Raw genomic sequence first — 21,153 nt, 5'->3', positions numbered from 1 at the left:
CCCGAACGCCGGGCCTCGGAGCGGATCAGCGCGCCGCGCTGGATCGGCCAGCGGCCCGTTCGCCGAGCAGCTCGCGCGCGCGCCCGAAGCGCGCCTCCCACTCGCTGCGAAACGGTGTCGGCGAGGCGCCTGCGCCCTGCGGAACCGCGCGGAGCTCGTCGGCGGCGAGCCGGGCGTCGCGGTGCGCGCGTCGAAGCTCGGAGTCCGCGTCTGCCGGCAGTCGCGCGGGAAGACCGAGGAGCGCGTCGTCGAGCCTCGCGTTCCACCGCCGCGCCCAGATGTTCCAGGCCTCGATCTGTGCGCGAGCGGTGGCGTCGAAGTCGGGCGGCGCGTACTTCGGCTCGCCGAGCGCGCGCACCTCCGCTTCGCCCTCGTCGGCCAGGCGCGCGAGCCTGTGCGCTGCGTGCCGGACGCGGACCAGGTCGGCCGATTCGAGCCGCGTCGGGCGCGAGGCCGGTTCGATGGGAACCGTCGTCGCGTCGGCTCGACCGAGCCACGGCGCGGGCGCGAACAGCGCGTCGCGCGACTTCTCCCACTCCGCGCGCACGAGCCCGAGATCGGGAAGGGAGTAGCCCGCGTCGCCGAGGCCCGAGGCCAGGCCGACCGCTTCGTACAGGCGAAGCCCGCGCTGGCGGGCGAGCGGGTGCGCCGCGGACTGCGCGATTTCCTGAGCCAGCTCCTCGAGCGCCGCGGCGACGCGGTCGCCGTCGCCGAGCGCGGCGGGCGTCGCGCGATAGAGCAGGGTCTCGACCGCGCGGATCTGTGCGCGGTACGGCTCGGGGTCGAGGCGATCGGGACCGCGCGCGCCTCCGAAGAGGACCGAGATCGCGACCGCCCAGAGCGCGATCAGACCGGCGATGAGCAGCGCGGCGCGCGACATGCCGGCTCTCGCGTCGGCCGAGCCACCGCGGAACTGAAGCGGTGCTTCAGCGCGCGCCCGCGAGCGGAGTCGGCGCGTCGAGCCAGATCGTCTCGCCGTCGGCGAGGGTCCAGAGCACGCGCGCGCTCGAGATCTCGTGCGGCTCGAGTTCGAAGAGATCGCGGTCGAGCACGACCAGGTCCGCGGCCATTCCCGGCGCGAGCCTGCCACGCTCGCGCTCCTCTCCGTCGAGCCAGGCGCCGCCGCGCGTGTACGCGGCGAGCATCTGCGCCAGGTCGGCGCGCTGCTCCGGGAGCCAGCCGGGGCCGGGCCCGGAGTCGTCCGCGCGCCGGGTGACTCCGACCTCGATCGCGGCGAGCGGATCCGCGGAGCTCACGGGCCAGTCACTCCCTGCCGCGACGACGTCTGCGTTCGCGAACAGCGATCCGATCGGGTAGAGGTCGAGACTCCGCTCGTCGCCGATCAACGGGATCGTGAGCTCGGTGATGTATGGATCGGCCTGCGCCCAGAGCGCCTGCACGTTCGCCGCGACGCCGAGCCCTGCGAAGCGCATCAGATCGTCCGCGGCGACCAGCTGCAGGTGCGCGATCGTATGACGCGTGCCGCCCGCCGGAGCTGCGGCGCGTGCTCGTTCGACGGCGTCGAGGCCGATTCGCGCGGCGCGGTCGCCGATCGCGTGCATGTGCACCTGGAAGCCGGCGGCGTCCAGGCGCGCGACCAGCGCGTCGAGAGCGTCCGGGGCCAGGAGAGTCGATCCCCGCTCGTCCCCGCCCTCGTACGGCTCGATCAGGGCCGCGGTGCGCGCCTCGATCACGCCGTCGAGGAAGAGCTTCACGGCTTCCGCGCGAACCCGATCGCCGTGCGCGCTTGCCCGCGCGGCCTCGAGCGCGGGCAGGGGATCGACGGACGCGAAATCCGGCGGCAGCGCGAGCGCGGCGCGAACGCGAGGGCCGGGCGCTCCGCTCTTCCCGTAGGCAAGATAGGCGTCCCAGTAGGCGGGCGTCGCATTCGCCTCGTGCGCGCAGACCACGCCCAGCCGCGCCAGCTCGGCGAGCCCGCGGCCCAGCGCCAGCTCCAGATCCTGCGCCGTGGTCGCGGGAGCCGCGCGTGCGACCAGCTCCATGGCCGCCTCGCGAAGCGTGCCGCTCGGCTCGCCGCTGCTCGGATCGCGCTCGATCCGACCGTTCGCAGGGTCGGGTGTGTCGCGAGTGACTCCGGCGGCCGCGAGCGCGCGCGAGTTCGCCCAGGCCGAGTGGCCGTCGGCGCTGCGGAGCAGCGCGGGCCGATCGGGGACGAGCGCGTCGAGGAGCTCGGCACGCGGATTCGCGGCGCCGAAGACCGGCAGCTCCCAGCCGCTGCCCTCGACCCAAGCTCGTCCGCGCTGCGACTCCGCGCAGTCGCGAATTCGCCCCTCGAGCGCGTCTCGGTCGCTGATTCCCGCGAGCGGGCAGCGGATCGCCGCGAGCCCGGCCGAGATCGGGTGCACGTGCGCGTCGTGGAAGGCCGGCAGGACCAGACGTCCGCCGAGCTCGACCGATCGCGTGTCCGCGCCGATGTACGGCGCGATTCCCGAATCGGGCCCGACGTAGGCGAGCTTGCCGCTCCGGATCGCGAGCGACTCGGCGCGCGCCGCGCCCGCCTCGCCCAGGTACACCGAGCCGTGGCGCAGCACCAGGTCCGCCGGCTCGGGCCCGGAGAGCCGGGCGCAGCCGATTCCGAGCGCGGCGAGGATCGTGGCGAGGCGCTTCACCGAGGCGAGTCTATCCCGCTCCGGCGGGCACGAGCTTCGCGAGCGATGGCGCCAGCACCCGGAAGATCTGCGCCGGAAGCGAGCTCGTGAAGGCGAAGCCCGCGGCTTCGGGGCCGTGCACGAAGGCGGTGACCACGCCGTAGTAGCGGTCGTCGATCAGGAAGACGAAGGTCGCGGTGCGGTTCACGACGCGCGACTCGAGCAGCGTCCCGCCCGGCCCGAAGATCTTGTAGCGGTGGTCGCCCGTGCCGGTCTTTCCCCCGACCACCGCAGGCCGGCCGTCGCCGGCCACGAGCGCGCCACGCGCGCGGACGGCGGTGCCGTGCTCCACCACGTCCACCATCGCCAGCCGAAGCGCAGCGGCGACGGCTTCCGGCATCACGCGCACGCCTTCGGTCGGCGCCGGGGCGAGCACCGTCTCGTAGGGCGTGTCGCCGGCGAAGCGGAGCCGTGCGATGCGCAGCGCCGGCACGCGCAGGCCGCCGTTCGCGATGATCCCGGCCAGCTCGGCCAGTGCGGACGGGCGGTCCGCGGCGCTTCCGATCGCGGTCGCCAGCGACGGGACGAGCGAGTCGAATGGATAGCCGTGCGCCTGCCAGTTCCGGTGCACCTCGAGGAAGGCCTCGATCTCGAGCAAGCTGCGGATGCGGCGATCCTGCGCGCGCTTCCGGTGGCGGCTGAACAGCCACTGGTACACCGAGATGCGTTGCTCCGAGCTGGCCTCGAAGACCTGCCGGAGCGTCGTGTCGGGGTGCGAGTCGAGGTACCCGACCAGCCAGAGCTCGAGCGGGTGGACGCCGGCGATGTAGCCCTGGTCCGCGAGCGAGAAGCGCGCCGGGGAGTAGCTCTCGTACAGCTTGCGCTCGATGCCCGGCGCGAGCTTTCCCTCGGGAAGCTGGGCGCGGATCGCGGTCTGGAACGCCTCGAAATCCATCTCGGGCGATGCCGCGCGGAGCGCCATCGCGACGCGACGCGGTGTGACCCTCACGCCGCGCAGCAGCGCGGCCCGGCGCTCCTCGGCTTGCTTGCCGTGATACTTGCGCCAGAAGCTCTCCAGGTAGATCCGGCCCTCCTGGTCGGCGAAGCGCCTCAGGTACTGCTCGCGGCGCGGGTCGCGCGGATCCTTGAGCAGGGCGGCGCTCGAGCCCGGCGCCTGGTGGATGTAGTAGTTCACGACGTCGCGCATCAGCCGGATGAAGACGAGATTCACCGAGAGCGTGAAGGCGCTGCGCACCGAGAGCACCCGCTCGTCGTCCTCCTCGTTGAAGTTCCCGAAGTGGTGCTGTCCGCCTCCGGTGTAGAAGGTCTCCCAGGGGCTCGCGGAGTAGCGGCGCTCGAGCGCGGCCTCGAGCAGCCCGGGGAGCGGAAGTCCCGGCCGCGAGATCAGCTGGTCGATCACGAAGCGCGTGATCCGGTCGGCCGGCTCGACCTCGATCGCGGCGAGCGTCTCGCGGTGCTCGCCGGCGAAGCGCGAGTGGAGCTCGGCGACGATCTCGAGATACGTGGCGAGCGTGCGCAGCTTCGCGGTCGAGCCGAGGTCGAGCTTCACGCCCTCGTTCATGTCGAGCGGCTGGTCGGAGTTGTCCGCTTGAACCAGAAGGTGATTCTCGCCCGGCCCGCGCTCGTAGAGCGAGAAGCTGTAGGTCAGCTTCGACGGGTCGCCGCGCTCGAGCAGGTTCTTGGCCAGGAAGCCGGCCTCGCGCGCGCGCTCGGGGTCGCGAAGCGCGCGAAGCTCGCGGGTGATCTCGTCCTGGAGCGAGGGGATGACGGTGGTCTCGACGTCGAGATCGAGGCGATCGAGCGCGTAGTAGTCGGAGAGGCCGAGCAGCGCGACCAGTCGCGCCCGTACGGCGCCGGCGGATTTTCGCTCCTCGGCGGGAAGCGGCGCGGCGTCCTCGCCGCGCCGGCGCAGGTCGAGCTCGGTGGCCAGCGCTGCGTCGCGCAGATCGGTCGGGATCGCCCCCGCGTCGGCGAGCAGACGCAGATACGTGTCGGTGCGCGCTTCGAGCGCCTTCGGATCCTGGATCAGGTAGTAGGACGGTCGGCCGGCCGAGAGCACCAGCGAGAGCGCCCGTTTGTAGGCGCGCGCGCGCGTCTCGAGGTCGTGCGGCGAGCCCGGAAGGCTAGCGGTCCGCAGGATCTCGTTGGTCCGCGCGAAATCCGCGCCGTACCAGATCGAGAGCGCGTCGCCCAGACCGATCACCTCGCCGCGCGGCGGCGCGGCGGCGAGCGGGATCGAGTTCACGTAGTCCAGCACGATCCGGCGCCGCGCGGCGGTCGTGTTCTCGCCGTCCTGGTAGGCGCGCAGGCTCGCCGAAGCCATCTGGCGCAATTTCTCGCCCGGGGAGCTGGTGAGCCCGCGCGGCGAGTGGCGGAACTTCTCGATCTGCGTCGCGAGCGTGCTGCCCCCCGAGCGGTCGGCCTCGGCGCCGGCGACCTGGAGCGCGCGCGAGAGCGCGGCGCGCCCGAGCCGGTCCCACTCCACCGCGGGATTTCGACGCGGGTAGCGGTCGTCGAGAACCTCGCGGTTCTCGACGAAGACGAGCGCGTCCACGACCGCCGTCGGCACGTCCTCGAAGCGCTCGTAGCTGTGCTCCGGGAAGCGGGTTCCGAACAACACCGCCCCGTCGCGCCCGACGATGCGCAGGCCGGCGCGGTCCTTCTCGCGGTACGCGGGCGAGATGCCCCAGTCCTCGAGCTGCTCGAGCCGCGGGGAGTGCTGCGCCTGGGACTCGATCTCGAAGCCCGAGGCGACCAGCCGCGCGACGAAGTCGGGCAGGCCGGTGTAGCCGAGCCGCTCGTCGTAGGGTCCCGAGTCCGGAAAGCGGATGCTCGGGCTGGGCCCGGGCTCGAGCCGGAACGTCGCCTCGCGCGCGAGCTCGGCGAGCTTTCGCGCCTGGAACTCGGACGTGCGCAGCTCCTCGAGCAGAAGCAGCGCGCATAGCAGCGCGGCTGCGAGCAGCAGGAGAGCCAGGACCCAGCGCCAGCGCACGCGCAAGCGCCGCGGCTTGCGCGCGCGCTCGCGTTCGGCCTGCGGCAGCGAGGTGCCGGAGCGCGATCCTGGAACTGGCAGCGACGGCAGCATCGGCGCGGATCCATCCTCGGGGCAAGACTCTCCTGCCGCTTCTGAGTGGCGTTCCGGCTCGACGCGTGGCGCGCCCGCCCGAGAGCTCATCGCGCGCTCACCCGCGTCGGCGCGCGCGCTGCCTGCGCGCTGCCGCTATCCTGCGCGCCCGTGATCTCGCGCCGGATGTTCTCGCTGCGCACCAGCTGGGAGCTCGCGCCGAACGCGCTCTCCCGCGCGCTCGCGGATCGCCGAGCCAGTGGCAGGGCCTTCGTCGATCTCACCATCACCAACCCGACCGCGGTCGGCTTTCGGTATCCACGCCAGTTCTACGAGCACCTGCTCGACGCATCGAGCGCCGCCTACGAGCCGGAGCCGTTCGGCCTCGGGTCCGCGCGCGAGGCCGTTGCAGGTTACTACCGTGGTCGAGGTTGCGCATGCGATGCCGAGCGCGTCTGGCTGACCGCGAGCACCAGCGAGGCCTTCGCGCAGCTCTTCGCACTTCTCTGCGACCCGGGCGACGTCGTGCTGGTGCCGCGGCCCGGCTATCCGCTGCTCGAGTACCTGGCTGCGCTCGCGGACGTTCGGCTGGTCCCGTATCCGCTCGGCTACGACGGCCGCTGGTTCGTGGATCTCGAGTGCCTGCGCGAGCGGATCTCGGAGCATCCGCGCGCGCGAGCCGTCATCTGCACTGCGCCGGGGAATCCGACCGGCGCGTACCTGGCGCCGCACGAGCTCGAGGCGATCGACTCGCTCTGCGCCGAGAACGGGCTCGCGCTCCTGGTCGACGAGGTCTTCGCGGAGCTCCCGCTGCGCGAGACTCCGGAGCGAGCGCGTTGCGCGGTCGGCGAGCGGAAGGCGCTCGGGTTCGTGATCTCGGGGCTGTCGAAGCTCGCGGCGTTGCCGCAGCTCAAGCTCGCCTGGGGTGTGATCTGCGGGCCGCCGGACGCGGTCGCGTCCTCGCGCGAGCGCATGGCCGTGATCGCGGATACGACCCTCTCCGTGTCCACCCCGGTCCAGCGCGCGCTGCCGCGAATCCTGGCCGAGTCGGGGCAGATGCGCGCGCGGATCCGAGCTCGAACGACCGCCAATCTCGCGACGCTGCGCGGCGCCCTCGCGGGCGGAGCGGCCAGCGTGCTCGATGCGGAAGCGGGCTGGTCGGCGATCGTCCGGCTGCCCCGACTCGACGGCCTCGATGACGAGGGGTGGGCGCTTCGGCTGCTCGACGCCGCGGACGCGCTAGTCCACCCGGGCGCGTTCTACGACCTCGACGGCTGCCATGTCGTGGTGTCGCTGCTCGGACCGAGCGACGAGTTCGCGCGAGGAGCGCAGTCGCTGGCGTTCGAGGTGGCCTCGCGGACCTCCGCGCCGCCCGTCCGTCTCCCGGCTTGAGCGCCTCGGCGCGTACCCTATCATGGGCACGGCGCCGGACCGGACACGTTTTCAGGCTTGGGAGCGAGGCGAGATGAACGTCAGCGTCGAGGAAACGGGGCCGGTCGAGCGTTGTCTGCGCATCGAGATCCCCACCACAGAGGTCGATGCGGCCTTCGAGGCCACCTTCCGCGCGATCCGCCGCAACACCCAGATCCGGGGCTTCCGCCCGGGCAAGGCGCCGCGCGAGGTGCTCGAGCAGCAGTTCGGCGAGCAGGCCTCGGGGGAGGTTCTGCAGCGGCTGGTCGAAGGGACGCTCTTCAAGGCGATCGAGCAATCGCGGCTCGACGTGCTCGGCGAGCCGCGGCTCGACGCGGGCGAGCTGCCGAAGCCAGGGACCCCGTATGGCTACAAGGCGAACGTCGACGTTCGCCCCGCCATCGAGGTCGTGGCGGTCAGGGGCCTCGCGCTCCAACGGCCCGTCGTTCCCACGCCCGAGAAGGACCCCGTCGAAGCCCACATCGAGGATCTGCGCCAGCGCCACGCACAGGTCGTCGAAGAGGAGGCGGGGGTCGCGGCCTCGGCCGGCCATCTGGCCGAGATCAACTACGTCGGCACGGTCGACGGCGTTCCCTTCGAGGGCTCGAGCGCCCAGGAGTCGCAGGTCGAGCTTGGCGCCGGCCGGACGTTCGGCGGCTTCGAAGACCAGCTGCTCGGGCTTCGCGTGGGCGACGAGCGCGGCTTCGACGTCACGATGCCGGAGGACCAGGGGGACGAGAAGCTGCGCGGCAAGGTCGTCCACTTCGAGGTCAAGCTCGTGGCGTTGAAGCGCCGCGAGCTCCCGGAGCTCGACGACGAGTTCGCGAAGGACGTGTCGAACTTCGAGACGCTCGCGGAGCTCCGCGCGGATCTCGAGCGCAGGATCCAGGAGGGCCGCGCCGCGGAGCTCGCGCGGATGGAGCGCGCCGCGATCGTGCAGGCGCTGGTCGATGCGAACCCGTTCCCGGTTCCGACCGCGCTGGTGGAAGCCCAGCTTCGCGCGCGGATCGAGCGCATGCTGGCGCAGTTCGGCGGCGCGAAGCTCGATCGCGAACTGGTGCTCTCGCTCGCGCAGCGCTGGGAAGAGGAGCTGCGCCCGCAGGTCGAGCGCGAAGTCCGGCTCGCGCTGCTCGCGCCGGAGATCGCCAAGCGCGAGTCGCTCGAGGTCGCCGACGAGGAGATCGATGCGCAAGTCGCTCGCATCGCCGAGGCAAATCAACGCAAGACCTCCGAGGTGAAGCGCGAGTACCGGGAGCGCGGACTGCTCGAGGCCGTTCGCGCCGGGCTGCTCGAGGAGAAGGTGGTTGAATTCGCGCTTGCCGCGGCTAACGTGTCGGATGGGTAAACGTGCGGAATTCAATCGGAAACTGACTTGCCGCCGAGCTTCGGGGTACAGGGCGCGAGAGGCCGATCCGCTAGACTAGGAGCATGTCGTTGCTGATTCCCATGGTCGTCGAGCAGTCCAGCCGAGGCGAGCGCGCCTATGACATCTACTCGCGCCTGCTTCGCGATCGCATCATCGTGCTCGGCAGCGCCATCAACGACGACGTCGCCAATCTGATCATCGCGCAGCTGCTCTTCCTGGAGGCGGACGACCCCGAGAAGGACATCTTCGTCTACATCAACTCGCCCGGCGGCGAGGTGAACGCGGGGCTGGGCATCTACGACGTGATGCAGTACGTGAACCCCGACGTGCAGACGATCTGCATGGGGCAGGCGGCCAGCATGGGGGCGGTGCTGCTCGCGGCGGGCACGAAGGGCAAGCGCTCCTGCCTGCCGCACGCGCGCGTGATGATCCATCAGCCTTGGGGTGGGGTGCAGGGCAAGAGCACCGACATCCAGATCCACGCGAAGGAGATCCTGACGCTGCGCTCGACCCTGAACGACATTCTCGGTCATCACTGTGGAAAGGGCGCCGATCAGCTCGAGCAGGACACGGAGCGAGACCGCTTCATGTCGTCGCGCGAGGCGCTGGAGTACGGAATCGTCGACCGCATCATCTCGAAGCACGAACGTCCCTCGAGCGGGGGCGCGGAGGGGAAGCCGACCGGATGAAGAAGAAGGAAGAGGGAACGAATCTCGCGTGCTCGTTCTGCGGGAAGTCGCAGAAAGAGGTGAAGAAGCTCATCGCGGGCCCGACGGTCTACATCTGCGACGAGTGCATCGAGCTCTGCAACGACATCATCGCGGAAGAGACCAACCGCGATGCCGAGCCGGGCGGCTCGACCGTTCCCAAGCCCAAGGAGATCAAGGGCTTCCTCGACCAGTACGTGGTCGGTCAGGAATCGGCGAAGAAGATCCTCTCGGTCGCGGTCCACAACCACTACCGGCGGATCGAGAACCAGTCGGTGGTCGGCGACGTCGAGCTGCAGAAGTCCAACATCCTGCTGCTCGGCCCGACCGGCTGCGGCAAGACGCTGCTCGCGCAGACGCTGGCGAAGATCATCGACGTGCCGTTCACGATCGCCGACGCGACCACGCTCACCGAAGCAGGCTACGTCGGTGAGGACGTCGAGAACATCATCCTGAACCTGCTCCAGGCGGCGAATTACGACGTCGAGCGCGCGCAGCGCGGCATCGTCTACATCGACGAGATCGACAAGATCGCGCGCAAGAGCGAGAACCCGTCGATCACCCGCGACGTCTCGGGCGAAGGCGTGCAGCAGGCACTGCTCAAGATCATCGAGGGCACGATCGCCAACGTCCCGCCGAAGGGCGGCCGCAAGCATCCGCAGCAGGAGTTCGTCCAGGTCGACACGACCAACATCCTGTTCATCTGCGGCGGAGCCTTCCACGGCATCGAGGACGTGATCGAGCGGAGGATCGGCGTACAGGGGCTCGGCTTCGGCGCGGAGCTGAAGCGCAAGCAGCGCAAGATGGGCGAGCTGTTCCGGCACATCCAGACGCTCGACCTGCTGAAGTTCGGGATGATCCCCGAGTTCGTCGGCCGCCTGCCGGTGGTCGCGACGCTCGAGGAGCTTTCCGAAGAGGCGCTGCACAAGATCCTGACCGAGCCGAAGAACGCGCTCGTGAAGCAGTACCAGAAGCTGCTCGAGCTGGAGGGCGTGAGCCTGCGCTTCAGCGAGGGGGCGCTGCGCGCCGTCGCGCAGGAGGCGATCAAGCGCAAGTCCGGCGCGCGCGGTCTGCGCTCGATCCTCGAGAACATGATGCTCGACATCATGTACGACATCCCGTCGCGCGACGACATCGCCGAGGTCATCATCAACGAGGAGGTCGTTCGCCACGGGGCGGAGCCGATGATGGTCTACGCTCCTCGGGCTGAGAGCGCGTAGCGCTCGCGCACAAGCAAGGAATCGGCCATGGCCTTCTTCAAGGGTGACGACGAGAAAGACGGTGGCGCGAGCCAACCGGGCAAGTCGGAGCTGATCCCGCTGCTGCCGCTGCGCGAGATCGTGGTGTTTCCGCACATGGTCGTGCCGCTCTTCGTGGGGCGCGAGAAGTCGGTTCGAGCGCTCGAGCGCGCGATGGCGGGCGACCGCACGCTCATGCTCGCGGCGCAGAAGGACGCGAAGTCCGACGACCCCGGACGCGCGGAGATCCACGAGCTCGGAACGCTCGGCTCGATCGTGCAGCTGGTCCGCCTGCCCGACGGCACCGTGAAGGTGCTCGTCGAGGGGAAGAAGCGCGCGCGTGTGCGCGAGTGGGGCGAGGGCGACGACTTCCTCTCGGTTCGCGTCGAGGCGATCGAGGAGAACGAGGAGACCACGGTCGAGACGGAGGCGTTGATGCGCTCGGTGAACGCCTCCTTCGAGAACTACGTGAAGCTCAACAAGAAGGTTCCGGCCGAGACGGTCACGACCGTCGCGAGCGTGACCGATCCCTCGCGCCTGGCCGACATCGTCGTCGCGCACCTGAACCTCGGCTTCGAGGAGAAGCAGCGGATTCTCGAGATCACCGGCGCCCGCGCGCGGCTCGAGGAGATCTACGCGCTGATCCAGGGCGAGATCGACGTCCTGCAGGTCGAAGGCCGGATCCGCTCGCGCGTGAAGAAGCAGATGGAGCGCTCGCAGAAGGAGTACTACCTGAACGAGCAGATGCGCGCGATCCAGAAGGAGCTCGGCGAACGCGACGAGTTCAAGAACGAGATCCAGGAGCTCGAGGAGAAGCTCTCCGAGCACGCGCTGCCGGATCACGCCGAGGAGCGTTGCAAGAAAGAGATCCGCAAGCTCAAGATGATGTCGCCGATGTCCGCCGAGGCGACCGTCGTGCGCAACTACATCGACTGGATCCTTTCGCTGCCTTGGGAGAAGTACAAGGAAGAGAAGACCGACGTGAAGGAGGCGGAGCGGATCCTCGACGGCGATCACTTCGGGCTCGAGAAGCCCAAGGAGCGCATCCTCGAGTACCTCTCGGTCCGCGCGCTCGTCGGCCACATGAAGGGTCCGATCCTGTGTCTGGTCGGGCCTCCGGGCGTTGGCAAGACGTCGCTCGGCCGTTCGATCGCGCGAGCGACGGATCGCGACTTCGTGCGCGTCTCGCTCGGTGGCGTTCGCGACGAGGCGGAGATCCGCGGTCACCGCCGCACCTACATCGGTGCGCTGCCCGGAAAGATCATCCAGGGGCTGAAGAAGGCGGGCACCGGCAACCCGGTCTTCCTGCTCGACGAGGTCGACAAGATGTCGACCGATTTCCGCGGCGACCCGTCGTCGGCGCTGCTCGAGGTGCTCGATCCGGAGCAGAACAGGACCTTCGACGACCACTACCTCGATCTAGAGTACGACCTCTCGAAGATCCTGTTCATCACCACCGCGAACACGCTCTCGACCATCCCGCGGCCGCTGCAGGATCGCATGGAGATCATCCAGCTCCCCGGCTACATCGAGGAAGAGAAGCTCGAGATCGCCAAGCGCTTCCTGGTGACCAAGCAGATCAAGGACCACGGGCTCGAGGGGAGGGCGATCGAGTTCACCGACGCCGGGCTCTACGAGATCATCCGCCGCTACACCAAGGAAGCGGGCGTGCGCTCGCTCGAGCGCGAGATCGGCGGCATCTGTCGGAAGCTCGCACGCGAGGTCGTCTCGAGCTCGACGCCGATCCACGCCGTGATCGGGCCGAAGCAGGTGCGCAAGTTCCTCGGCGTGCCGAAGTACCGGTTCGGCAAGCGCGAGGAGCACGACCAGGTCGGCATTGCCACGGGGCTCGCGTTCACCGAGGTGGGCGGGGAGCTCCTGACGATCGAAGCGCTCGTCACCGCCGGCAAGGGACGCATCCAGGTCTCCGGGCACCTCGGCGACATCATGAAGGAATCCGCGCAGGCGGCGCTCTCCTACGTGCGCCGGCGCGCGAAGCAGCTCGGCCTGGCGCGCGACTTCTACCAGAAGGTCGACCTTCACGTTCACGTTCCCGAGGGCGGCGTGCCGAAGGACGGCCCGTCCGCCGGAATCACGATGGCGACCGCGCTGATCTCGGCGCTCACCGGAATGGCCGTGCGGTCGAACATCGCGATGACCGGAGAGATCACGCTTCGCGGACGCGTGCTTCCGATCGGCGGTCTCAAAGAGAAGCTGATCGCGGCGGACCGCGGCGGCATCGAGACCGTGCTGATCCCCAAGGAGAACGAGCGCGATCTCAAGGAGATCCCGGTCAAGGTGAAGCGGCGCCTGCAGATCGTGCTCGTCGAGAGCATGGACGACGTACTGCGCCACGCACTCAAGTTCGAGAAGCGCGCCTCGCTCGACGACACCCGCCCCGAGTACCCGCTCGAGGAGATCTTCGAGGACCTCCCCGGCGAGACCCCCGCCAACGTCAACTGACGCAGCGAGGCGAAGCCGAGCGCGATGAGCCAGAATCGCGAGGGTGCGGCAACGCGAGAGCGCGGAGCGGGCGGCCGCCCGCGCGCGGAGCGGCAAGCCGCGAAGCGGCGCGCAGCGAGGCGAAGCCGAGCGTAGTCAATCAGTCCGGGCGGATAGCTCAGCGGTAGAGCGGCGCCTTTACACGGCGCGGGCCGGGGGTTCGAATCCCTCTCCGCCCAGACCGCGCCCGGGTTTGCCAAGCTCGAGCGCCTTCGGTAACTAGATCGCCGGCTTGGGGCGGTAGTTCAATTGGTTAGAGCACCGGCCTGTCACGTCGGAAGTTGCGGGTTCGAGTCCCGTCCGCCCCGCCAAGCGACGCTCTATGACCCCGGTCATAGGCGGCGCGCGCTGCTCGGATGATGGTGTCGGCGTGAACCGCGCCGCGCCCACTCCGGAGCCGACGCCTCCGGCGGATGCCGCGGGCCAGACCCACTCCGGCGTACCGGTGGAGCCGTTCTATCGGCCGGAAGATCTCGCTGGCTCGGACTACGCTTCGCGCCTAGGCGATCCGGGCGCCTATCCCTTCGCGCGCGGGGTCCGGCCGCCGTCGACGGTGCGCCGCGGCTGGGTCCAGCGCGAGCTCTCCGGCGAGGGAGACCCCGCGCGCTCCAACGCGCAGCTGCGGCAGCTGCTCGCGCACGGGCAGAGCGGGCTCGACGTGATCGGCGACGCGCCGACGATGGCCTGGATGGATCCCGATCACGCACTCGCGCGCCACGCGATCGGCACGCAGGGAGTCTCGCTCTGCCGGCTCGACGACTTCGACGAGCTGTACCGCGGCCTGCCGCTCGGCGAGATCACCCTCTCTCATTCGCTGCCCGCGCCGATCACTGTCGCGGCGCTCTGGTGCATCGCGCGCCGGCGCGGCGTCGCGCCCGAGCGGCTGCGCGGCTCGGTGATCCAGACGCCCTATTTCTGCGAGGACACCGGCTACGCGGTGCACATGCCCTTCGAGCTGCGGCTGCGGCTCGCCGCGGACTCGATCGCATTCAGCGCCGAGACGATGCCGCGCTTCCACGCCTTCCTGGAGGACACCTACTACATCAGCGACGGCGCGCTCGATGCGGTGGACGAGATGGCCTTCGGCTTCGTCGAGACCCGCGGCCTGATCCGCGAGCTGCTGCGCCGGGGCGTGCCGGTGGACCGCTTCGCGCCGCGCATCGCCTTCCTGGTGAACTGCCGCATGGACGTCTTCGAGGAGATCGCCAAGATCCGCGCCACGCGCCGGCTCCATGCCCGCATGATGCGCGACGAGTTCGGGGCACGCGATCCGCGCTCGCTGGCGGTGAACGTGACGGTTCACACCTCGGGCATGTCTCTCACCGCGCAGCAGCCCGTGAACAACATCGTGCGCGGGGCGATCCAGGCCTTCGCGCTCGCACTCTCCGGTGTGCAGGCGATCGAGGTGTCGGCGTTCGACGAGGCGTTCCGCACCCCGAGCCCGGAGGCGCACGCGGTCGCGCTGCGCACGCAGCAGATCGTCGATCTCGAGGCGCGGGCCGGACGCGTTCTGGATCCGCTGGGCGGGTCGTGGTTCGTGGAGTCGCTCACCGACGAGATCGAGCGGCGCATCGAGTCGCGAGTCGCGCAGATCGAGGCGATGGGCGATCCGGCCGCGCTGGTCGACGGCGGCTGGTTCCGCGGCGTCTTCCGCGACGCGATGGAGCGCGAGGCGCGCGCGGTCGCGGACGGCAGCCTCGCGCGCGTGGGCGTGAACTGCTTCCAGATCCCCGAGGAAGAAGACGTTCTGCTTCGCGAAGTGGTCGAGGGCAAGATCGAGCCGTTCCGGGCGCGGATCGAGGAGATCCGGCACCACAAGAGCACGCGCGACGCCTTGAAGACGAGCGAGAGCCTGTCCGCGCTCGGCGCGCTCGCCGCGCGGCGCGACGCCAATCTGATGCCGGGCTTGGTCGACGCGCTCGAGGCGGGCGCGACCATGGGCGAGATCGCCTCCTCGCTTCGTGTCGCCTACGGTCGACCCGCCGATCCGTTCTCGCCCGGCGGCCGGGCGGTCGGGTAATGGCGTCCCCGGCGCCACGCGTCCTGCTCGGCATGCTCGGCATGGACCAGCACGAGGCCGGCGCGATCGCGGTCGCGCGCCTGCTCCGGGACGCGGGAATGGAGGTCGTCTACCTGGGCCGCTTCAATCTGCCCGAGGGCATCGCCGCGGCCGCCCTGCAGGAGGGCGTCGACGTGATCGGCCTCTCCTGTCACTCGTGGGAGTATCTCGAGTATCTCGACGAGCTCTTCGACCGACTTCGCGCCCTCGACCTGGACGTGCCGATCGTCCTGGGCGGCTCCGTGATCACCCCGGGCGACGCGACCGCGGTGCAGGCGCGCGGCGTCGCGGCCGCGTTCGGCCCCGCCGCCGACCCGGCGCGAATCGTCGAGACCGTCGGGAGACTCGCGGCCGACCACCAGCGCTCGCCCTGAGCTAGGCGTGGAGCGGCGGGTGCCGGTCCCGCCACGGGCGCGCCTGCTCGAGCTGGGCGGCGATGCGGATCAGCAGGTCCTCGCGCGCCCAGGGTGCGACGAGCTGCACACCGATCGGCAGGCCGGCTGCGTTCCAGTACAACGGCAGAGAGATCGCCGGCTCGCCCGTGATGTTCTGCGCGGGCGTGAACGGGATGAACTCCAACAGCTTGCTCCAGGTGGCCATCGGCGCGTCCGGTGCAGGCGCGAAGTGCCCGAGCGGACTCGGCGGCTGCCCCAGCGTGGGAGTCAGGAACAGGTCGTAGCCCGAGGCGTAGAGCGCGCCGAAGCCGCGTGAGAGCACGTTGCGCCACTCGACCGCGGCCATGAAGTCGAGCTTGGTCTGCCTGCGGCCTTCCTCGACCAGCGCCCAGGTCCAGAGCTCGAAGTCGCCGCTTCCTTTTCGACGGCCGAGCTGCCCGGACAGGATCTCCACCAGCGCCTCCGTCTGACTCGCGATGATCACGAGCAGCGTGCGGGCGTAGCCAGGGTCGTCGAGCGCTTCGGGGTGACGCAGCTCGACGGTGTGACCGAGTGACTCGAGCAGCCTCGCCGCATCGTGTACCGCGGCGCGACAGTCGGCGTGGACGGGCGCGATTCCCGAAGGCGAGCGATCCATGAACGCGATCCGCAGCTTGCCAGGGGCACGGCGCGCCTCTTCCGCGAACGGACGTTCCGGATCCGGCGTCGCGTACGGATCACCGGGCATGTAGCCCTGGGTCGCATCGAGAACCGTCGCGGTGTCGCGCACGCTGCGGGTCAGCACGTGCTCGCACGCCAGTCCATTCCAGAGCTCGCCCGCCAGCGGCCCGGCCGAGTTCCGGCCGCGCGAGGGCTTCAAGCCGACCAGGCCGCAGGCGCTCGCGGGAATGCGGATCGATCCTCCACCGTCCCCGCCGTGGCCGATCGGCACCATTCCCGAGGCGACGGCCGCGCCCGCGCCGCCGCTCGATCCGCCGGGCGAGCGCGAGAGGTCCCAGGGATTGTGAGTGGCGCCGTACGCGACCGCTTCCGTGGTCGGTTGGAGTCCGAACTCCGGCGTCGCGCTCTTGCCGAGCACGATCAGGCCGGCCTCGACGTAGCGCTGCGCGAGGTAGGCCGTGATCGGCGAACGCAGGTCCATCGCCTTCATGACCCGATTGCCGTTGTAGATCGGATCCCCCGCGCGTGCGGCGACGAGATCCTTCATCAGGAACGGCACCCCCTTGAACGGCCCGTTCGGCAGCGCACCTGAGGCCTCCGCGCGCGCCTTCTCGTAGAGCGGGGTGACGACCGCGTTCAGGCGACCGTCGAGCTTCTCGATGCGCGCGATCGCCGCGTCGACGAGCTCGCGCGGCGAGGCCTTGCCGCTCGCGACGAGCTCGGCGTGGCCCACGGCGTCCAGCCAGGTCAGGTCGGTGGTCATGCGCACGAGGCTAACACGGACCGATGTCGCACCGGCGGCTGCGCGTGCGCGCCTGTGAGCGGCTAGGCTGGAGCCGAATGGACGAGTTCCTCGAGGACGACGCGTGATTCATTGCCGACTTCCGCTGACTTGGACCGAGTGCCGGGCTCGCTTCGAGCTCGCCGCCCGCGAGGCGGGAGCGACGGTGACGCGCCACCCGATCGCCGCTCGCGGGCCGGACCAGCAGCAGCTCGGGGTCGATTCGCTTCTGCTGGGCGCTGCCAGCCCGCGGCGGGCGCTGGTGGTGATGTCGGGGGTGCACGGCGTAGAGGGCTTCGTCGGCTCCGCCATTCAGACCGACCTGCTGCGCCGACTCGAGCCGCGATCGCTGCCGCCGGACATGGCGGTCCTGATGCTGCATGCGGTCAATCCCTGGGGGATGGCGTGGTCGAGGCGCCAGAACGAGTCGAATGTCGATCTCAACCGGAACTGGCGGCGCAGCGTCACGCTGCCGACCCGGAACGACGCCTACGACGAGCTGCACGCGCTCGCGTGTCCGGATTCAGCCGAGCTGCCGTCGCTCGAGGATCTGATGAACTCGGTGTTTGCGCTGGTCCGATCGCGTGGCGTGGGCTGGGTGCGCGACGGCATCACGCTGGGCCAGTACCGCCACCCCGACGGACTGCACTTCGGCGGCGAACGGACGGAGGAGTCGACCGCCATCGTCGAAGGCCTCGTGCGCGATCGACTCCGGGTGGTGGAGCGCCTGCTCACCATCGATCTGCACACGGGTCACGGTCCGCGCGGGACACTGACGCTGCTCTCGGACCAGCCGTCCGAGTCGGCGCAGACCCGTTTCCTCGCCCGTCTCGGAGTCGGGACCGTCGAGGCCACCGCCGGGAACCCCGAGGCGACGACCGGCCTGAAATCGGGCCAGATCGCCAACGGCCTGGCCGGGCTGTTTCCGAACGCCGATTGTGTGTCGTCGTCCGCTGAGTTCGGCACGGTTCCGGATGCCGAGCAGCTCTCGGCGACTTTTCTGGAGCACTGGGTGCACCGTCACGGGAATCGCGCCGACCCGGCCCACGCGGAGATCGTCTGGCGGTACCGCTGCTGCTTCACTCCGGACGACAGAAGTTGGGAGAGCCGGTCGCTGGAGCAGGGAGCAGCGCTGCTGGACGCGTCGCTCGACGCGGTGGCGTCCTGGGATCGCTGAGGCGGGCGCCGGCTCGTCGTGAACGCTGCCCGCGGTGGAGATCTCCGCTCGCGCGCATGCGCGCCTCGAACGGCTTCGCTACCACCAAAACGCTCCGCGTCACCGTGGGGCAGGCGCCCGCGATCCGCTCAACCGCTGCTGGAGCTCTCGATGAACCTGGCCGACCTGCCCGAGCGCCACGCCCCCGCGGAGAAGCGCGTGCGCGCGAATGGAATCGAGCTCTGCTACTTCGAGTGGGGACGGTCGGAGCGCGGCCGCGGCCCGACGCTGCTCTTCGCGCACGCCACGGGCTTCCACGCGCGCTGCTGGGATGCGGTGATCCGACGGCTCGGCGCCCGCCACGTGATCGCGCTCGACCAGCGCGGCCACGGACGAAGCGAGGTCACCGAGATCGTGCACTGGAAGGTGTTTGGCGAGGATCTGGCCGGGTTCGTCGCCTCGCTCGATCTCCGCGACGTGGTCGGCGTGGGGCACTCGATGGGAGGCCACGCGATGGTCGAGGCGGCCGCCGCGTGTCCCGAGCGGTTCCGCAGGCTCGTGCTCGTCGATCCCGTGATCGCCTCGCCCTCCGACTACGGCGTGGGCGGTTGGCGCATCCCGAGCGAAGGCGGCGAGCCGCATCCCGCGGCCAAGCGGAAGCGCCACTTCGAGAGTCCCGAGGAGATGATCGAGCGCTTTCGAGATCGCCCGCCGTACTCGGTGTTCCACCCCGAGGCGCTGGACGACTACTGCAGGTACGGACTGCTGCCCGAGCCCGACGGCCACGGCTTCCGGCTGGCTTGCCCGCCAGAAACGGAGGCGAGCATCTACATGACGAGCATGACCAACGCGCGCGTGCACGAGAGCGTTCGCGCGCTGCGGATTCCGGTGCTGGTGCTGCGCGCGAAGCGACCGCCGGAGAACCGGACGATCATGGACTTCTCGAGCTCTCCGACCTGGCCGGGTCTCGCGGCCGAGTTCCGGATCGGGCGCGACGTCCACCTCGCCGAGCACACGCACTTCCTGCCGATGGAGATCCCGGATCGGATCGCGGCGCAGATCGAGGCGGAGGCTAGCGCCTCCTGAACTGCTTGAAGTCGGGGCGGCGCTTCTGCATGAACGCCGTCACCGCCTCGACGTTCTCTGGCGACCCCGCCAGCCGGAGCATGAGCTCGTCCTCGATCTTGCGCGCGGCTTCGATTCCAGGTCGATGCGCGGCCTGAAGCGTCTGCTTGATCGCCCGCAGCCCCGAGACCGGCCACTGCGCGATCTCGCGCGCCTTGGCGAGCGTCTCGTCGAGAAGCTTGGCGTCGGGGTGGCGGCGGGCGGCGATGCCGACCTCGACCGCGCGCGCGGCGTCGATCCACTCGGCGGTGAACATCAGCTCGCTCGCGCGCTGGCGCCCGATCGCCGCCTGCAGCGTGTAGCTGCTCGCGATCTCCGGAACCAGGCCGAGGTTCGCGAACGGCAGCCGCATGCGCAGACTCTCGCCGACGTAGACGACGTCCGATGCGATCGCGAGCGTGGCGCCGCCGCCGACCGCGACCCCGCAGACGGCTGCGAGCAGCGGCTTGTCGAAGGCGAACACCGCGTCGACGCAGGCGAAGAACGCGCTCGCCTTCCCGTCGGCGCGCGGCGGCGGGCGCTCCCCCGTGAACGAGGACAGGTCGACGCCGGACGAGAAATTCTCGCCCGCGCCCGTGAGCACCGCCACGGCCACCTGCGGGTCCGCTCGCGCTTCGTCGAGAGCGCGAGCCAGCGCATCCCACTGCGCCTCGTTGAAGGCGTTCTTCTTCTCGGGGCGATTCAGCGTGAGCAGCAGAACGCCGTCGTCGTCGAGCGAGCGCAGCACGAACGGGGACGCGGTCATCTGCCCGTCCAGCGGGGCGCGCGCTTCTCGATGAAGGCGCGCGGCCCCTCCTTGAAGTCCTCCGTGTTCGCGATCTCGGCGAAACCCACGCCGCTGGCGCGGAACAGCTCCGGGTCGTCGTCGACGAACGCGCGCAGCGCGATCGCGCGGCTCGCTCGCACGGCCAGCGGCGCATTCGCGATCACGCGCGCCGCGAGCGCTCGCGCGGCGCCGAGCACCTGATCCGTCGGCACCACCTGGTTCACCATGCCGAGCTGGTGCGCGCGCGCGGCGGGGAGCGGATCGCCCGTCATGATCACCTCGAGCGCGGGCGCCATGCCGATCGCGCGCGGCAGGCGGAACAGGCCGCCCGCGCCGGCGACGAGCGAGCGCTTCACCTCCGGCAGCCCGAACACCGTCTCCTCGGAGCAGACGATCAGGTCGCAGGCGAGCGCGATCTCGGTCCCGCCGGCGAGCGCGCTCCCCGCGATGGCCGCGATCAGCGGCTTGGTCCGCGCGCGGCTCACGATGCCCGCGAACCCACCCTTCGCGGTGGTGAGCAGCTGAGCCCGGCCGGCCGCGATCTCCTTCAGATCGGCGCCCGCGCAGAACGCCTTCCCGTTCGCGGTCAGGATCGCGGCCCAGAGATCCGGGTCGGCCTCGTAGCGATCGAGCGCGGCCTCCAAGCCCTGCGCCACGTCGCCGTTCACGGCGTTTCGCGCCTCGGGTCGGTTGAGCGTGATGATGGCGAGGCGCTGATCCGTTTCGAACTCGACGACCATTTCCGACTCCTGCGCAGGATCCGTTCGGCCCGCATCATCGACGCAAGCCGAAGAGATGTCGAGCGCGCGCGCGCTCGCTACGCTGGCGGAGCGCGACCAGGCGGGAGGACTCGTGGCCAGAGCAGCGAAGATCGGTATCGGCGCGGCGCTCGGCGTGGTCGCCGCATTCCTGCTGATCCGTTCCGGCGTATGGCCGGGCGCGCCGTCGACGCAGAGCGCGACGCCGCCCCCCGCGCTCGGCGGGTCGCCCGCCGCGGGTCGGTTCTGGGAGGAAGGCCCGATCGAGGGCGAGCCCGGCGAGCCGCACTCGCGCATCGCGAAGCTCGCGCTCGAGGTCGCGCCCGGGGTCGTGAACGTGCACACGTCGAAGACGGTGGTGCGACAGCCGTCGCCGCTGCCCGGATTTCCGTTTCCGGGCTTTCCCGACATCTTCGGGCGGCCCGGCCGGCGCGGGTCGCCCCGGTCCCAGGCGCCTCGCGAGTTCCGGGTTCCGAGCATGGGCAGCGGCTTCGTGATCTCCGCGGACGGCTACATCGTCACGAACCATCACGTGG

General features: G+C 70.3%; 16 protein-coding genes and 2 tRNA genes. 12 read left to right on the top strand and 6 right to left on the bottom strand.

All coding sequences use genetic code 11. The features are described 5' to 3' along the window. Positions 1-25: 25 nt before the first annotated feature. From FJ108_05940 to FJ108_05930, 3 genes are read right to left on the bottom strand one after another with little or no spacing between them, the layout of a single operon-like run. Entirely contained in the window at positions 26-880 is an 855-nt protein-coding gene (locus tag FJ108_05940) for a hypothetical protein (GenBank protein ID MBM4335444.1), read from the bottom strand. Between the two features lie 46 nt (positions 881-926). Continuing rightward, entirely contained in the window at positions 927-2,630 is a 1,704-nt protein-coding gene (locus tag FJ108_05935) for an amidohydrolase (GenBank protein MBM4335443.1), read from the bottom strand. A 10-nt stretch (positions 2,631-2,640) separates the two neighbouring features. After that, a complete protein-coding gene (locus FJ108_05930; protein ID MBM4335442.1) occupies positions 2,641-5,715 on the bottom strand; it encodes a penicillin-binding protein in 3,075 nt (1,024 codons plus the stop codon). Between the two features lie 150 nt (positions 5,716-5,865). On the opposite strand from FJ108_05930, the gene FJ108_05925 reads away from it, so the two are divergent. From FJ108_05925 to FJ108_05885, 9 genes are all read left to right on the top strand, one after another. Continuing rightward, positions 5,866-7,086 carry a pyridoxal phosphate-dependent aminotransferase gene (locus FJ108_05925; protein ID MBM4335441.1) on the top strand — a complete coding sequence of 407 codons (1,221 nt, stop codon included), beginning with the start codon at positions 5,866-5,868 and terminating at the stop codon, positions 7,084-7,086. Further along, positions 6,974-8,449 (top strand): trigger factor, encoded by a 1,476-nt coding sequence (gene tig / locus FJ108_05920; protein ID MBM4335440.1) that lies wholly within the window; start codon positions 6,974-6,976, stop codon positions 8,447-8,449. Before FJ108_05925 ends, tig begins: the two co-directional genes overlap by 113 nt. A gap of 83 nt (positions 8,450-8,532) precedes the next feature. Further along, the gene (clpP, locus tag FJ108_05915) at positions 8,533-9,159 is read left to right on the top strand and encodes an ATP-dependent Clp endopeptidase proteolytic subunit ClpP (GenBank protein ID MBM4335439.1); all 627 of its coding nucleotides are present in this window, start codon (positions 8,533-8,535) and stop codon (positions 9,157-9,159) included. Next, positions 9,156-10,397 (top strand): ATP-dependent Clp protease ATP-binding subunit ClpX, encoded by a 1,242-nt coding sequence (gene clpX, locus FJ108_05910; protein MBM4335438.1) that lies wholly within the window; start codon positions 9,156-9,158, stop codon positions 10,395-10,397. The genes clpP and clpX overlap by 4 nt, the downstream gene beginning before the upstream one ends. A 27-nt stretch (positions 10,398-10,424) precedes the next feature. Then, entirely contained in the window at positions 10,425-12,878 is a 2,454-nt protein-coding gene (locus FJ108_05905; protein ID MBM4335437.1) for an endopeptidase La, read from the top strand. 146 nt (positions 12,879-13,024) lie between these two features. Further along, positions 13,025-13,096, top strand: a tRNA-Val gene (locus FJ108_05900). A 55-nt stretch (positions 13,097-13,151) separates the two neighbouring features. Then, positions 13,152-13,228: transfer RNA gene (locus FJ108_05895), tRNA-Asp, on the top strand. Positions 13,229-13,239: 11 nt separating this feature from the next. Next, positions 13,240-14,937, top strand: coding sequence for a methylmalonyl-CoA mutase (locus tag FJ108_05890; protein MBM4335436.1), 1,698 nt, complete (start codon positions 13,240-13,242; stop codon positions 14,935-14,937). After that, a complete protein-coding gene (locus tag FJ108_05885; protein ID MBM4335435.1) occupies positions 14,937-15,350 on the top strand; it encodes a methylmalonyl-CoA mutase in 414 nt (137 codons plus the stop codon). Before FJ108_05890 ends, FJ108_05885 begins: the two co-directional genes overlap by 1 nt. A 1-nt stretch (position 15,351) precedes the next feature. Here the strand turns inward: FJ108_05885 and FJ108_05880 are convergent, their stop codons facing one another. After that, the gene (locus FJ108_05880) at positions 15,352-16,794 is read right to left on the bottom strand and encodes an amidase (protein MBM4335434.1); all 1,443 of its coding nucleotides are present in this window, start codon (positions 16,792-16,794) and stop codon (positions 15,352-15,354) included. Positions 16,795-16,861: 67 nt separating this feature from the next. Between FJ108_05880 and FJ108_05875 the strand changes: the two genes are divergently transcribed. Together FJ108_05875 and FJ108_05870 are read left to right on the top strand one after the other, a co-directional pair. Next, positions 16,862-17,989 (top strand): DUF2817 domain-containing protein, encoded by a 1,128-nt coding sequence (locus FJ108_05875; protein ID MBM4335433.1) that lies wholly within the window; start codon positions 16,862-16,864, stop codon positions 17,987-17,989. A 150-nt stretch (positions 17,990-18,139) separates the two neighbouring features. Continuing rightward, complete coding sequence (locus tag FJ108_05870) at positions 18,140-19,054, top strand: alpha/beta hydrolase (protein ID MBM4335432.1); 915 nt, start codon at positions 18,140-18,142, stop codon at positions 19,052-19,054. Here the strand turns inward: FJ108_05870 and FJ108_05865 are convergent. Together FJ108_05865 and FJ108_05860 are read right to left on the bottom strand one after the other, a co-directional pair. Continuing rightward, positions 19,041-19,838, bottom strand: a complete 798-nt coding sequence (locus FJ108_05865; GenBank protein MBM4335431.1) for an enoyl-CoA hydratase — start codon at positions 19,836-19,838, stop codon at positions 19,041-19,043. The two genes, FJ108_05870 and FJ108_05865, sit on opposite strands and share 14 nt — an antisense overlap. Next, entirely contained in the window at positions 19,835-20,599 is a 765-nt protein-coding gene (locus FJ108_05860) for an enoyl-CoA hydratase (GenBank protein ID MBM4335430.1), read from the bottom strand. The genes FJ108_05865 and FJ108_05860 overlap by 4 nt, the downstream gene beginning before the upstream one ends. Before the next feature lie 112 nt (positions 20,600-20,711). Between FJ108_05860 and FJ108_05855 the strand changes: the two genes are divergently transcribed. Then, a partial coding sequence (locus tag FJ108_05855) for a hypothetical protein (protein ID MBM4335429.1) occupies positions 20,712-21,153 on the top strand: 442 nt, incomplete at its 3' end.

It is taken from the genome of Deltaproteobacteria bacterium (genome assembly GCA_016875225.1).
Taxonomy (GTDB): domain Bacteria; phylum Myxococcota_A; class UBA9160; order SZUA-336; family SZUA-336; genus VGRW01.
This window is presented reverse-complemented; position numbering and strand designations above follow the sequence as displayed.

Coding starts and splice junctions, on each gene's coding strand:
- FJ108_05880 (MBM4335434.1), bottom strand. CDS start 16,794: ATGACCACCGACCTGACCTGGCTGGACGCCGTGGGCCACGCCGAGCTC.
- FJ108_05890 (MBM4335436.1), top strand. CDS start 13,240: ATGACCCCGGTCATAGGCGGCGCGCGCTGCTCGGATGATGGTGTCGGC.
- FJ108_05940 (MBM4335444.1), bottom strand. CDS start 880: ATGTCGCGCGCCGCGCTGCTCATCGCCGGTCTGATCGCGCTCTGGGCG.
- FJ108_05905 (MBM4335437.1), top strand. CDS start 10,425: ATGGCCTTCTTCAAGGGTGACGACGAGAAAGACGGTGGCGCGAGCCAA.
- FJ108_05870 (MBM4335432.1), top strand. CDS start 18,140: ATGAACCTGGCCGACCTGCCCGAGCGCCACGCCCCCGCGGAGAAGCGC.
- FJ108_05885 (MBM4335435.1), top strand. CDS start 14,937: ATGGCGTCCCCGGCGCCACGCGTCCTGCTCGGCATGCTCGGCATGGAC.
- clpX (MBM4335438.1), top strand. CDS start 9,156: ATGAAGAAGAAGGAAGAGGGAACGAATCTCGCGTGCTCGTTCTGCGGG.
- clpP (MBM4335439.1), top strand. CDS start 8,533: ATGTCGTTGCTGATTCCCATGGTCGTCGAGCAGTCCAGCCGAGGCGAG.
- FJ108_05930 (MBM4335442.1), bottom strand. CDS start 5,715: ATGCTGCCGTCGCTGCCAGTTCCAGGATCGCGCTCCGGCACCTCGCTG.
- tig (MBM4335440.1), top strand. CDS start 6,974: ATGTCGTGGTGTCGCTGCTCGGACCGAGCGACGAGTTCGCGCGAGGAG.
- FJ108_05860 (MBM4335430.1), bottom strand. CDS start 20,599: ATGGTCGTCGAGTTCGAAACGGATCAGCGCCTCGCCATCATCACGCTC.
- FJ108_05865 (MBM4335431.1), bottom strand. CDS start 19,838: ATGACCGCGTCCCCGTTCGTGCTGCGCTCGCTCGACGACGACGGCGTT.